Here is a 13,026-nt window from a genome sequence, read left to right as displayed (position 1 = left end):
GGCCCGCGCTTTGTCGTCTCCCCGCCCAACTCGCCCCTCTGCATGCGCCCGCCCGCTCCGATCGTGGCTGCGCTGTGCCTTCCCTCGGCAAGGCCCCGGGCGTACCTTGACGGCCAATCTGATGTGCCGTCAGTAACATCCGGCGGTGCGCTACCCGGGAGAAGGGGAGATCGAGGTGGCCCGCTTCTGTGAACCACACGGCAGGCGTCCGCGCCGTACGGCCGCCCTGGCCGCGGTCGTGGCGATGACGGCGGGAACCGCGGTGCTGCTGACCGCGCCGGCCGCACAGGCCGAGGTCGTCGACGTCAACTACCAGTGCAAGACGCCGATCGGCAACAAGGGCGCGGTCTCGCCCATCGACATCAAGGGCACGCCCAGCGGCGGTGCCTACAAGCTCGTCATGTCCTTCCAGAAGGGTGTCTCCTCCAGCCCCGTCGAACTGGGCAAGGGCGCCATGAAGCCGAGCGCGCTGATCCAGCTGGGCGGTGCGGACAACGGCACGGTGCCGGTCGCCGGGCCGCCGAACGACAAGGCGATACCTGCCAACACCCCCATCAAAATCAGCGACCTCAGCGGTACCTACACCCCTAAGGCGAGCGGCAAGGTCACCTTCACCGCCTCCACCCTGACCATCAAGGCCCTGGGCACCACGACCACCTGCACCCCCAGCAACCACCCCAAGCCCTCGCTGTCCCTGGACGTCAAGGGCTCCGGCGGCTCGGGAGGTGCCTCCGGCAGCAGCGGCGGGACCGCCGCCGGCGGTGCCTCCGGCGGCGGCCGGCTGCCGCAGACCGGACCCGCGGACTCCGCCATCGCGCTGGGCACCCTCGGCGGCACGGTTCTGCTGGCCGGGGCGGCCGGCACGCTCTGGCTGACCCGGCGCGGCCGCCGGGTCTGACGCCGCCCGTACGAGCCCCGTCCCCGCGCACGAGCCCGTTCCCGAGCACGCGCGGGCAGGCGCAGGGGCCAGAGCACCAGGAGCCGCCGATGCCCTTCAGTACTCCCGCAGCGGTCAGCGGTGCGGTCCTTGCGGCCGCCGCCGTGCTGCTGTGGCCCGCCCCGGCCCTGGCCCGGCCCGCCGCGCCGGGGTGGTCCGCCGCGCCCGCGCCCGGTGGGGGCGCCCGCCCGAGCGCGCAGGACCGCCCGTACTTCTACCTGGAGGGCTCGCCGGGCGCCGTGCTCGACGACCGGCTCGCCCTCACCAACCCGTCCGGCCGGCCCGTCACCGTACGGCTGCGCGGCTCCGGGACCGGCGGCCGGCTCGCTTTCGCGGCGGCGGAGGTGACCCTTCCGCCGCGGACCCGCGCCGGGGTGCCGTTCACCCTGACCGTGCCGACCACCGCCGTCCCCGGCAGCCGCTCCGGCACGATCACCGCGATCGCGGCCGGGGGCGGTGCGCAGGCCCGGGTGCCGCTGCACCTGCGGGTGACCGGACCGGCGCTGTCCGCACTGACCGTCGAGGGCGTGTCGGTGGTGCGGGGGAGCGGCGACGGGGCGGTCGTGCGGTATGCGCTGGTCAATAGAGGAAACACCGTTCTGCGGCCGCGGGTTGCACTCCGCGCCGACGGGATCTTCGGGGCGGCGCTGCACCGCCCCGCCCGCGCCCTGCCGGACGAGCTACGGCCCGGACAGCGCCTCGACCGCACCGAGAAATGGCCGGATCTGCCCGGTCTGGAGCCGGTGGAGGTCCAGGTCACGGCGACGGCGGGACACGGGGCACGAGGGGCCGCATCGGCCACGTACACGGCGGTTCCGTGGGGCGCGGCCGCGGGCGTGGCCGCCGTCCTGGCGGGGGGTGCGGGCGCCTGGGGCGTCGTGCGGAGGCGGCGGCGCAAGGGACAGGGGAGGGGCGACGCGGGGCCCTCGGCGGCCGCCCGCACAGGAACAGGCACCGCATCGGTACCGGTACCGGGATCAGGAGCGCGAGCGTGAACGGCGAGACGGTGACGGTTACGACGACGGAGACAGCGACGGATGCGACGACGGCTCCCACCCCGGTGACGGCGCCCGCCCCGACCACGGCCCCCAGCCCGGCTACCGCCCCCAGCCCGGCTACCGCCCCCAGCCCGGTGGCCGCCCCCGCCCCCGCGCGGCGGGCCCTCGCCGCGCTCGTCCTGGGCGCCCTCTGCCTCGCCCTGGCACTGGCTGCGCTCCCCGCCGCCCCGGCGCACGCCACCCCCGCGGCCGCCGACGGCGGGCCCTCCGTCCGGCTCTCGGAGAAGGAGGCGGGCAAGGGCGGCACCCTCACCGTCACCGGTCGGGGCTGGCGGGCGAAGACGCTGCTCACGCTGCTGATCTGCGGCCAGAACATGATCGGCGGCACCAATTCCTGCGCCAACGGCGACGGGCGGGCCGTCACCACCGACGCCCACGGCGCCTTCCACAAGCGCCTCCCGGTCGCCGAGCCGCCCAAGCCCTGCCCCTGTGTGGTGCATGTGGCCACGGTGACCGGGCCGGCGGATGCCGCGGACGCCGCGTTCACGGTGGCGGGCCACCCCGTCGCGCCGCTGCCCAAGCAGAGCGCCGGGGGACGGCTGACCGTCCTGGCGGCTCCCCGGCTGGCGGGCAGCAGCGGGCTGCTGACGTGGTTCGGGGCGCCGCCGCAGCGCGATCTGACGCTCACCGTCGGCAACGTCGGCTCGGCGCCGGCGCGGAACCCGGTCTTCCAGATCGGTACCTCGCACGGCGTCTTCGCGCCCGAATGGCAGGACCAGCAGTGGCGCGGAACCCTTCCGGCCGGGAAGAAAGCCCAGGTCACGCTGCCGGTGGAGCTGGCCGCCGGGGCGCATGGGGACTATCTCGTCTCCCTCAGATACGGCGGCAAGCTCCTGGTCGAGCAGCCGTGGGGGGTGGGGCGGCCGTGGGGCGTGACGCTGTTCTGGGTGCTGCTGTGCGTGGTGATCCCGACGGCGGTGTTCCGTATCGGGATGGCGGTCGTGGACCGCGTACGCCCCCGTCGGCCGGGCCCCGCCGCCCACCGCCGCGGCGGCACCAGGAAGGCACGAGGAAGCGTGACCAGGGGCGACGGCGAGAACGCCGCGCTGCCGTGGTTCACCCCGGACACCGCACCGTCCACCACCACATCAACCGAACGACCACCGTCGAAAGGTTCTGCGTGATGACGCTGATGACGCCGAGGGTGCTGACGAGGCAACGGAGGAGAGCGGGTGTGGCTTCCGCGGCCGCGCTGGTGCTCGCGGGTGCGGGCGTTCTGGCCACGGCCGGTTCCGCCCAGGCGGCGGAGGTGGCGTACCGGACGGAGTGTCTGCCGCCCCCGATATCCGGGCTGCCGCCGATCGAGGGCACGACGAAGGTGGAGGTCAGCGCGCCGGCGACGGCGAAGGTCGGCGACGAGGTCACGGTGGTCTGGAAGACCGTCGAGGGGGCTTCCAAGAACCCCGACATCCTGGACCTGGGGGAGAACACCGTCCAGCCGACCGGCACGATCAAGGTGGCCGGGGCGCAGAGCGGCGATCTGGCGATGCAGGGGCCGCGGCGGAATCCGCCGATCCCCAAGGGCGCCCCGATGACTCTGTCCGACATGACGGGCAAGCTCAAGCTGGAGAAGCCCGGTGAGATCACCCTGACGCCCGGCTTCTACAACATCAACGTCAACAAGCCGATCTCCACGGACACCAAGTGCTCGCCCAAGGAGGCCGTGAAACCGGCGGTCACGATCAAGGTGACCGACAGCGGGGGCGGTTCGGGCGGTACGACGGGCGGCACCACGGGCGGTTCGTCCGGCGGTTCGTCCGGCGGCGCGACGGGCGGAACCACCTCCGGAGGCGGCACCAACGGCGGCACCAATGGCGGGACCTCCGGCGGCGACACGTCCGGCGGCTCGACCGGCGGTTCGTCCGGCGGCTCCACCGGCGGCACCGGCGGTGACCCCGACGGCACCGCCTACAAGGGCAAGGAGGTGCAGGTCCCGTACTCCTGCAAGACGCCCATCGGGGACAAGAAGGCGACCTCGCCGGTGCAGATCAACGCCGTGAAGAAGAGCGGCAGTTACGACCTGACGGTGCAGTTCAAGAAGTCCGTCATGAACAGCCCGGCGGACATCCCCAAGGACTCGGTCAAGCCGTCGATGGACGTGAAGGCGGGCGGCGCGGACAAGGGCTCGGTCAAGGTCGAGGGGCCGACCAACGACAAGCCCATCAAGTCGGGCGACCCCATCGAGATCCCCGACCTGAAGGGCACCTACAAACCGGGCGCCACCGGCAAGGCCACGCTGACCCCGGGCGTGCTCACCGTCAACGCCCTGGGGACGACCACCGTCTGCACCCCGGACAAGGACCCGGGCCCCTCGCTCACGCTGGACACCTCGGCGCAGCAGGGCGGCACGTCCGGCGGGACCACGGGCGGTACGGGCGGCGCCTCCGGCGGCAGCGGCAGCGCGGGCGGCGACACCGCAGGCGCCACCACGGGCACGACCGCAGGCACCACGGGCTCCTCCGGGGGCTCCTCCGGCGGCCTCGCCGCCACCGGCGCGAGCGACCACGGCACCCTCACCGCCCTCGGGCTGCTGGCCGGCACCGCCATCCTGCTCGGCGGCGCGGTCTTCACCTTCATGCCGTGGCGGCGCCTGCGCCGCTAGGGCACGGACGGCACGGGGGCTCGGCAGACAACCGGAAGGGCCCGGTACGCAGCGGCGTACCGGGCCCTTCCATGGCTGCGGGTCGCGTCAGTGGACGTCGCCCATGAGCGCGATGATCTTCTTGCGGCTCAGCCACACCGCGGCACCGGCCAGCACCGCCATGCCGGCCTCGACGGCCAGCACCGGGGGACCGCTCAGGTCCGCGCCGCCGGTGGACAGCAGAGTGGTGATGCAGTCGCCCGCGGTGACGGCCAGGAACCACACGCCCAGCATCTGGCTGGCGTACTTCTGCGGCGCCATCTTGGTGGTCACCGACAGGCCGACCGGGGACAGGCACAGCTCGCCGATGGTCTGGATCATGTAGATGGACAGCAGCCACATCGGGCTGACCTTCGAGCCGTCCGAGGCCATCAACATCGGGACGATGAAGACGACGAACGAGGCGCCGATGAAGAACATCGCCATGGAGAACTTCACCGTGGTGCTCGGCTCGCGGTCGCGGTGCGCCAGCCGCAGCCACAGCCAGGCCATGACCGGGGCGAGGGCCATGACCCACAGCGGGTTCACCGACTGGAACCACGAGGACGGGAAGTCCAGCCCGAAGACCTGGCCGTTCGTCTTCTTCTCCGCGAAGACGGACATCGTCGAGCCCGCCTGGTCGAAGATCATCCAGAAGAGCGCGGCGGCCACGAAGAACCAGATGTAGCCGCTGACCTTGGTCTGCTCGGTGTCGCTCAGCTCCTTGTCGCGCTTGATGCGCGCCAGGACCGTGATCGGAATGACCAGGCCGAGCAGTGCGAGCGGGATCACCGCCCAGTTCAGGGTGAAGTGACCGGTGACGGCGACCACGCCGTAGAAGACCGCGGCGACGGCGACCCAGATCAGGCCCTTGCGCAGCCACATGGCGCGCTCCTCGGCCTGGAGCGGGCTCGGCACGACGCTGGACTGCGGGCTGAGGTGGCGGGTGCCGATCAGGAACGACACCAGGCCCAGGGCCATACCGAGCGCGGCGAGCGCGAAGCCCAGGTGCCAGTTGACGCTCTGGCCGACGGTGCCGATGACCAGCGGCGCCGCGAAGGCACCGATGTTGATGCCCATGTAGAAGAGGGTGAAGCCGCCGTCCCGGCGCGGGTCCTGAGGACCGTCGTAGAGGTGGCCGACCATCGTCGAGATATTGGCCTTCAGCAGACCCGAGCCCACCGCGACCAGCGCCAGACCCGCGAAGAACCCGCCCTGGCCCGGTACGGCCAGCGCCAGGTGGCCGGTCATGATGACTCCCGCCGCGATGGCGACGGTCTTGCGCGGGCCCCAGATGCGGTCGCCGATCCAGCCGCCGGGCATGGCCAGCAGATAGACCATCGCCACGTAGATGGAGTAGATGGCCGAGGCGGTGGCCACATTCATGGCCAGACCGCCGCCCTGGGCGCCCTTTTCGGCGTCCGGACCACCGGAGATCAGGTAGACCACGAGCAGGGCGCGCATGCCGTAATAGCTGAAGCGCTCCCACATCTCGGTCATGAAGAGCGGGGCCAGTCCGCGCGGGTGGCCAAAGAAGGTTTTGCCGCCGTCCGCAGGGGTTCCCTGCTTGGCCGCGCCCTTCGTCAGGCTGGACGCCATGGTGAATCCTTGGTCTGCTGGGGACGCGTTCGGCGATCCGTTACGCGCCCTGTGGGGGTGACCGGCACCGGCGCAGACATACCCGCCCCCACGTCCGGGGGGTTCGGCACCGCACGAAACGGAGCCGGCAAGGCGGTCATGCACCGGGATCCACGCCCCCCGTGCTGCTGCTCGGCGGACCCGGTCGAAAGGTCAGTCACTGTGTACCGGGGCTGGGGGTTCCAGCCCCGCACACAACAGGGACCGATGACACCAGTTGAGCGTCAGCGGCCCTTAGGTTGTGCGATGGACGTGCGGACACCATACGTCTGGTTCCGCCGCAATGGGAGTGGTGAGACAACGGTCACACTGGTGTCGGGAACCGTTTGAACTCCGCCCCGCCGCGGGTGTCCAGCTCACGGCCCCGGCCCGCCCCGCAGCGGCCACAGGCAGCCCTGAGCGCCGGACCGCCCCTTCGGCCCGCTGCCGCGGACTACCATCGGCCCATGACCCGTGTACTGCTCGCCGAGGATGACGCGTCCATCTCGGAGCCGCTCGCCCGCGCACTGCGCCGCGAGGGTTACGAAGTCGAGGTGCGCGAGGACGGCCCCACGGCGCTCGACGCCGGTCTCCAGGGCAATATCGACCTGCTCGTGCTCGACCTGGGGCTGCCCGGTATGGACGGCCTGGAGGTCGCCCGCCGGCTGCGCACCGAAGGCCATTCCTTCCCGATCCTGGTGCTGACCGCCCGCGCGGACGAGGTGGACACCGTCGTCGGGCTGGACGCCGGCGCCGACGACTACGTCACCAAGCCCTTCCGCCTCGCCGAACTGCTCGCCCGGGTACGGGCCCTGCTGCGCCGCGGCTCCACCGCCGAGGCCCAGCAGCCGCCCGCCACCCATGGCGTACGGATCGATGTGGAATCCCACCGGGCGTGGATGGGCGATGACGAACTCCAGCTGACGGCGAAGGAGTTCGACCTGCTGCGCGTCCTGGTGCGGGACGCCGGCCGGGTCGTCACCCGCGACCAGCTGATGCGCGAGGTCTGGGACACCACCTGGTGGTCGTCCACCAAGACCCTCGACATGCACATCTCCTGGCTGCGCAAGAAGCTCGGTGACGACGCCGCCAACCCCCGCTACATCGCCACCGTCCGCGGTGTCGGCTTCCGCTTCGAAAAAAGCTGAAAGAGCCAGGACCCGTGCGCCGCCGCCTGATCAACTCCACGCTCGCCGTGGTCCTCGTCGTCATCGCCGTCTTCGGTATCTCGCTGGTCATCGTCGAGACCCGCACCATCGAGGCGGGTGCCCAGGAAAGCGTGGCGTCCGAGGCGGTACGGCTGGTGGGGATCGTCGAGAGCCGGATGGGCAGCGGCGAGAAGATCACCCCGGAGATCCTCTCCGAGCAGATCACCGCCCACCGCTTCGCCGAGATCCGGGTGCCGGGCAAGCCCCGCCAGCCCATCGAGATCGGGCGGCGCCCGACGGGCGATGTGATCTCCTCACGGGTCCAGGGCGACCGCGGCGAGTGGGTCATCGTCCAGGAGTCGCGCTCCGCGGTCAGCGCGGAGATCGGCCGGACCCTGCTGGTGATCCTTGCCGTCGCGCTGCTGGCGATCATCGCGGCGGTGATCCTGGCCGTACGCCAGGCCCGCCGGCTGACCGCCCCGCTCACCGACCTCGCCGAGACCGCCGAACGGCTGGGCTCCGGCGACCCCCGCCCCCGCCACCGCCGCTACGGCGTCCAGGAACTCGACCGGGTCGCCGACGTCCTCGACGCCAGCGCCGAACGAATCGCCCGGATGCTCACCGCCGAGCGCCGCCTCGCCGCCGACGCCTCCCACCAGCTGCGCACCCCGCTGACCGCGCTGTCCATGCGGCTGGAGGAGATCACGCTCACCGACGACCCGGACACCGTCAAGGAAGAGGCCACCATCGCGCTGGCCCAGGTGGAGCGGCTGACCGACGTCGTCCAGCGGCTGCTGACCAACTCGCGCGATCCGCGTACCGGCTCGGCGGTCGCCTTCGATCTGGACGAGGTGGTCAAACAGCAGGTCGAGGAGTGGCGCCCGGCCTACCGCAGCGCCGGCCGGGCCATCGTGCGCTCCGGCAAGAAGGGGCTGCGGGCCGTGGGCACCCCGGGCGCTGTTGCCCAGGTACTGGCCACCTTGATCGAGAACTCCCTGATGCACGGCGCCGGAACGGTCGCCCTGCGCACCCGCGTCACCGGCAACCAGGCCGTCGTCGAGGTCACCGACGCCGGCCCCGGCGTCCCCCCGGACCTGGGCTCACGGGTCTTCGAGCGGACCGTCTCCGGCCGCAACTCCACCGGGCTGGGCCTGGCCGTCGCCCGCGATCTGGCCGAGGCGGACGGCGGCCGCCTGGAGCTGCTCCAGCAGCATCCGCCGGTGTTCGCGCTGTTCCTGGCGCGGGAGGCGGAGAACATCGAGGAGTGAGCCGTACGGCCCGCTTCTCCGCTGCTGCCCCGCGGCTACTTCCGTGACCCGCTGCGCACGGTGCGCGCCGGGCCGCCGACTCGCTCGGCCGCCGGCGCCTCCTCGGCACCCGCCGCCAGAAACGCCTCGGCGGTCTCCACGGCCTCGCGGGCGGGCAGCGCCTGGAACACCCAGGTGCGGTACGACCAGAAGCGGAAGAGCGTCGCGATGCCGATGCCGAGGAACTTGAAGACGTTGCTCTGCAACGGGCTGTCCCAGCCGAAACCGTAGGTCGCCGCGTACAGCAGCCCGTTCTCGATGATCAGGCCGATCACGCTGAACAGCAGGAAGAGCGTGAGCTCCTTGGTGCGGCCCTGTTTGTCGCGGTCGCGGTAGGTGAAGTAGCGGTAACCGAGGTAGTTGGTGCCCGTGGCCACGACCGTCGCCACGATGCTGGCCCGTACGACGGGGATCTCGGTCAGCTGCCGCACAAGGTTGAACACCGCGAAGTTCACGACGACCCCCGCGCCGCCGACCGCGCCGAACTTCACCACTTCCCGGGTGAGCGCCTCCAGCCTCGACCGCAGCGCGCTCCGTTCACTCATGGTGATCGTTCAGCTCCCGTCGTGGGCGGTGGTCGTGGGCGGTGGCAAGGGGGCGGCGATGCAGAACGCCCGTCCCCCGGGCCGCTCCCTCATGCTAACCACGGGCCGAAAGACGTGCCCGCCGCATACCGCTTCCGGCCACACCTCTCTCGGTAGCGGGCGATCAGCCCACGGTCACACGGAAATTGAGGCTCCGCGCACCGCGCTCGTCACCCGCCCCCTCGCCGCACCGCCGGCAGCGCAGCAGCCGCAGGTCCGTACGGCCCGCGCCGACCGCTATGAAGTCGAGGTAGCGGGAGCCGCCCTTGCCCGAGGGCGGCGGCTCGTCCGGGTCGAGACGGCCGCCGACGGCCTTCAGAACGGCCGGATCGGGACGGGGGGCGGCGACGATCCAGCGGTAGCCGTCGCCGGGGTCGTCCGCGACCCGGATCTCGAAGCGCTCGCCGGGTGCGACGGAGATCTCGCTCTCGCCCGCGTCGTAGACCGCCGGCCCGGACAGCCGGCTGATGACGGAGTGCACCGCGATCAGCAGGGCGGCGAGCGCGACGGCGATCACCAGCAGCCGGGAGTTCCTGGCTATGCCGCCTGTCCCCATCCGGTTTCTCCTTCGCTCGTCCGTCGTCACCGGCGATTCTCGGACGCCGCATCTTTGGAGCATCATCCAAGCAGGGGGCGGGGCAGCGCTGAGGTGCGGATACCCTGGGGAGCGTGACGTTCCCGGTAGTCGGCATGGTCGGCGGCGGTCAGCTCGCCCGTATGACCCACGAGGCAGGCATCCCCCTCGGCATCAAGTTCAAGCTCCTCAGCGACACCCCGCAGGACTCGGCGGCCCAGGTGGTCAGCGAGGTCGTCATCGGCGACTACCGCGACCTGGACACGCTGCGCTCCTTCGCCCGTGGCTGTGATGTGCTCACCTTCGATCACGAGCACGTTCCCACCGAGCACTTGCGGGCGCTGGAGGCCGATGGCATCCCCATCCGGCCCGGCCCCGAGGCGCTGGTGCACGCCCAGGACAAGGGCGTGATGCGCGCGAAGCTGGACGCGATCGGGGCGCCCTGTCCGCGCCACCGCCTCGTCTCCGACCCGGAGGACGTGGCGCGTTTCGCGGCCGAGGGCGAAGGTTTCCCGGTGGTCCTCAAGACCGTCCGCGGGGGCTACGACGGCAAGGGCGTCTGGCTCGTACGATCCTCCAAGGAGGCCGCGGAACCGTTCCGCGCCGGGGTGCCGGTTCTGGCCGAGGAGAAGGTCGATTTTGTCCGGGAACTGGCGGCCAACATCGTCCGCTCCCCGCACGGCCAGGCCGTCGCCTACCCCGTCGTGGAGTCCATCCAGGTCGACGGCGTCTGCGACACCGTGATCGCCCCCGCGCCCGACCTGGACCCCGAGCTGGCCGGGCAGGCCCAGGAGCTGGCCCTGCGCATCGGCCAGGAGCTGGACGTCGTCGGCCACCTCGCCGTCGAGCTCTTCGAGACCGCCGACGGCCGGATCCTCGTCAACGAGCTGGCCATGCGCCCGCACAACTCCGGCCACTGGACCCAGGACGGCGCGATCACCTCGCAGTTCGCCAACCACGTCCGTGCCGTGCTCGATCTTCCGCTCGGCGACCCCCGCCCGCGCGCCAAGTGGACGGTCATGGCCAATGTCCTCGGCGGCGACTACCCCGACATGTATGCGGCGTATCTGCATTGCATGGCGCGCGATCCGCAGTTGAAGATTCATATGTACGGCAAGGACGTCAAGCCCGGCCGCAAGGTCGGGCACGTCAACACCTACGGCGACGACCTGGCGGATGTGCGCGAGCGCGCCGCGCACGCCGCCGGCTATCTGCGAGGAACAATCACCGAATGACTTCAGCTGCGAACCCCATGGTCGGCGTCGTCATGGGCTCCGACTCCGACTGGCCCGTCATGGAGGCCGCCGCCCAGGCCCTCGCCGAGTTCGAGATCCCCTACGAGGTCGATGTCGTCTCGGCCCACCGCATGCCGCACGAGATGATCGCCTACGGCGAGAACGCCGCCGACCGCGGCCTGAAGGCGATCATCGCGGGCGCGGGCGGCGCGGCCCACCTCCCCGGGATGCTGGCCTCGGTCACCCCGCTGCCGGTCATCGGCGTCCCCGTACCGCTGAAGTACCTCGACGGCATGGACTCCCTGCTGTCCATCGTGCAGATGCCCGCCGGGGTGCCGGTCGCCACCGTCTCGGTCGGCGGCGCCCGTAACGCCGGACTGCTCGCCGCCCGGATCCTCGCCGCGCACGACCCCGAACTCCTCTCCCGGATGCGCGAGTTCCAGCAGGAGCTCAACGACCAGGCCACCGAGAAGGGCCGGCGGCTGCGCAACAAGGCCGCCGCGCCCGGCGGCTTCGGCTTCGGGGGCGGCAAATGACCGGCTCCCGCGACGCCGCCCGGGAACTGCTCGCCCGCTGGCCCGTCGTCGACGGCCACAACGACCTGCCCTGGGCGCTGCGCGAACAGGTCCGCTACGACCTCGACCGCCGCGACATCGCCCAGGACCAGTCCGCCCACCTGCACACCGACCTGCCCCGGCTGCGGGCCGGCGGCGTCGGCGCCCAGTTCTGGTCGGTGTACGTACGGCCCGACCACGCCGGCGACAACGCGGTCAGCGCCACCCTCGAACAGATCGATGTGGTACGGGAGTTGATCGCCCGCTACCCCGACGACCTGAGCCCGGCGCTCACCTCGGGCGATATGGAGGCCGCCCGCGCCCAGGGCCGTATCGCCTCCCTGATGGGCGCCGAGGGAGGCCACTGCATCAACGACTCGCTGGCCACCCTGCGCACCCTGCACCGGCTGGGCGTCCGCTATATGACGCTCACCCACAACAGCACCATCGCCTGGGCGGACTCCGCGACCGACGACCCGCGCCACGGCGGCCTGACGGCCTTCGGCGAGGAGGTCGTCCGCGAGATGAACCGCTGCGGGATGCTGGTCGACCTCTCCCATGTCTCGGCCGACACCATGCGCCACGCGCTGCGCATCACCACCGCGCCGGTGATCTTCTCGCACTCCTCGGCCCGCGCCCTGTGCGACCACCCGCGCAACGTCCCCGACGACGTCCTGGCCCAGCTGCCCGCCAACGGCGGCACCGCCATGGTCACCTTCGTGCCGAAGTTCGTGCTGCCCGCCGCCGTGGAATGGACCGCCCGCGCCGACGAGAACATGCGCGCGCACGGCCTGCACCACCTGGACACCACCGCCGCCGGAATGGCCGTCCAGCGGGCCTTCGAGGCCGCCGACCCGCCCCCGACGGCCACCGCGGCCACCATCGCCGACCACCTCGACCATATGCGTGAGGTCGCCGGCATCGACCACATCGGCATCGGCGGCGACTTCGACGGCACCGCCTTCACCCCGGCCGACGTCGCCGATGTCGCCGGCTACCCGAACCTGATCGCCGAACTGCTGGACCGCAAGTGGTCCGAGGCCGACCTCGCCAAGCTCACCTGGCAGAACGCGGTCCGTACGCTGCGCGTCGCCGAGGACGTCGCCCGCGAGGAACAGGCCCGGCGCGGCCCCTCGCACGCCACCATCGAGCAGTTGGACGGCTAGGGCCCTTCTGATGGATCTCCGCGGCGTCGCGGCGTCCGGTGCGCCCTCTCGCCGCACCGCGCGAAAGCCCAAGTAGCGCCTCCCCCACGCTCGGCTCCGCTCGCGCGGGGACACCCCCATCGAGGACTTCCGCGCGGCACTCCCCCAGCCTTCGGCCGGGGGGACCCCCAGAGCACGCACCGGACGCCGCTCCTTCTCCCACGGAGATCCGTCAGAAGGGCCCTGG

The 13,026-nt window shown here is 71.8% G+C and carries 12 protein-coding genes; 9 read left to right on the top strand and 3 right to left on the bottom strand.

Annotation, left to right across the window (positions count from 1 at the left end):
• Positions 1–175: 175 nt before the first annotated feature.
• From SNA_RS04010 to SNA_RS03995, 4 genes are all read left to right on the top strand, one after another.
• Positions 176–898 (top strand): LPXTG cell wall anchor domain-containing protein, encoded by a 723-nt coding sequence (locus SNA_RS04010; protein ID WP_044363329.1) that lies wholly within the window; start codon positions 176–178, stop codon positions 896–898.
• A gap of 89 nt (positions 899–987) precedes the next feature.
• Positions 988–1,932: a COG1470 family protein gene (locus tag SNA_RS04005; protein WP_044363257.1), complete on the top strand. Its 945-nt coding sequence runs from the start codon at positions 988–990 to the stop codon at positions 1,930–1,932.
• Between the two features lie 137 nt (positions 1,933–2,069).
• Positions 2,070–3,119, top strand: coding sequence for a hypothetical protein (locus SNA_RS04000; protein ID WP_030068028.1), 1,050 nt, complete (start codon positions 2,070–2,072; stop codon positions 3,117–3,119).
• 50 nt (positions 3,120–3,169) lie between these two features.
• The gene (locus tag SNA_RS03995) at positions 3,170–4,597 is read left to right on the top strand and encodes a hypothetical protein (RefSeq protein WP_030068027.1); all 1,428 of its coding nucleotides are present in this window, start codon (positions 3,170–3,172) and stop codon (positions 4,595–4,597) included.
• Positions 4,598–4,684: 87 nt separating this feature from the next.
• On the opposite strand, the gene SNA_RS03990 is transcribed toward SNA_RS03995, so the two are convergent.
• Positions 4,685–6,214 (bottom strand): peptide MFS transporter, encoded by a 1,530-nt coding sequence (locus tag SNA_RS03990; RefSeq protein ID WP_030068026.1) that lies wholly within the window; start codon positions 6,212–6,214, stop codon positions 4,685–4,687.
• A gap of 485 nt (positions 6,215–6,699) precedes the next feature.
• On the opposite strand from SNA_RS03990, the gene SNA_RS03985 reads away from it, so the two are divergent.
• Positions 6,700–7,380: a response regulator transcription factor gene (locus SNA_RS03985; RefSeq protein ID WP_030068025.1), complete on the top strand. Its 681-nt coding sequence runs from the start codon at positions 6,700–6,702 to the stop codon at positions 7,378–7,380.
• Between the two features lie 14 nt (positions 7,381–7,394).
• Positions 7,395–8,648: an ATP-binding protein gene (locus SNA_RS03980; protein ID WP_030068024.1), complete on the top strand. Its 1,254-nt coding sequence runs from the start codon at positions 7,395–7,397 to the stop codon at positions 8,646–8,648.
• 35 nt (positions 8,649–8,683) lie between these two features.
• Here the strand turns inward: SNA_RS03980 and SNA_RS03975 are convergent, their stop codons facing one another.
• A complete protein-coding gene (locus SNA_RS03975) occupies positions 8,684–9,232 on the bottom strand; it encodes a GtrA family protein (RefSeq protein ID WP_044363255.1) in 549 nt (182 codons plus the stop codon).
• Between the two features lie 163 nt (positions 9,233–9,395).
• The gene (locus SNA_RS03970) at positions 9,396–9,827 is read right to left on the bottom strand and encodes a protease inhibitor I42 family protein (protein ID WP_078969667.1); all 432 of its coding nucleotides are present in this window, start codon (positions 9,825–9,827) and stop codon (positions 9,396–9,398) included.
• Positions 9,828–9,940: 113 nt separating this feature from the next.
• On the opposite strand from SNA_RS03970, the gene SNA_RS03965 reads away from it, so the two are divergent.
• From SNA_RS03965 to SNA_RS03955, 3 genes are read left to right on the top strand one after another with little or no spacing between them, the layout of a single operon-like run.
• A complete protein-coding gene (locus SNA_RS03965) occupies positions 9,941–11,080 on the top strand; it encodes a 5-(carboxyamino)imidazole ribonucleotide synthase (protein WP_078969666.1) in 1,140 nt (379 codons plus the stop codon).
• Positions 11,077–11,616 carry a 5-(carboxyamino)imidazole ribonucleotide mutase gene (purE, locus tag SNA_RS03960; protein WP_030068020.1) on the top strand — a complete coding sequence of 180 codons (540 nt, stop codon included), beginning with the start codon at positions 11,077–11,079 and terminating at the stop codon, positions 11,614–11,616. Before SNA_RS03965 ends, purE begins: the two co-directional genes overlap by 4 nt.
• A complete protein-coding gene (locus SNA_RS03955) occupies positions 11,613–12,800 on the top strand; it encodes a dipeptidase (protein WP_030068019.1) in 1,188 nt (395 codons plus the stop codon). Before purE ends, SNA_RS03955 begins: the two co-directional genes overlap by 4 nt.
• Positions 12,801–13,026: the final 226 nt, after the last annotated feature.

It is taken from the genome of Streptomyces natalensis ATCC 27448, from assembly GCF_000935125.1.
GTDB classification, from domain to species: domain Bacteria; phylum Actinomycetota; class Actinomycetes; order Streptomycetales; family Streptomycetaceae; genus Streptomyces; species Streptomyces natalensis.
The sequence above is the reverse complement of the archived record's forward strand: the minus strand, read 5'-3'. Positions and strand labels throughout refer to the sequence as shown.

Bases quoted from the DNA above. Each gene is read 5' to 3' on its own strand.
- SNA_RS04005 (WP_044363257.1), top strand. From the start codon at position 988: ATGCCCTTCAGTACTCCCGCAGCGGTCAGCGGTGCGGTCCTTGCGGCC.
- SNA_RS03990 (WP_030068026.1), bottom strand. From the start codon at position 6,214: ATGGCGTCCAGCCTGACGAAGGGCGCGGCCAAGCAGGGAACCCCTGCG.
- SNA_RS03985 (WP_030068025.1), top strand. From the start codon at position 6,700: ATGACCCGTGTACTGCTCGCCGAGGATGACGCGTCCATCTCGGAGCCG.
- SNA_RS03975 (WP_044363255.1), bottom strand. From the start codon at position 9,232: ATGAGTGAACGGAGCGCGCTGCGGTCGAGGCTGGAGGCGCTCACCCGG.
- SNA_RS03970 (WP_078969667.1), bottom strand. From the start codon at position 9,827: ATGGGGACAGGCGGCATAGCCAGGAACTCCCGGCTGCTGGTGATCGCC.
- purE (WP_030068020.1), top strand. From the start codon at position 11,077: ATGACTTCAGCTGCGAACCCCATGGTCGGCGTCGTCATGGGCTCCGAC.
- SNA_RS03955 (WP_030068019.1), top strand. From the start codon at position 11,613: ATGACCGGCTCCCGCGACGCCGCCCGGGAACTGCTCGCCCGCTGGCCC.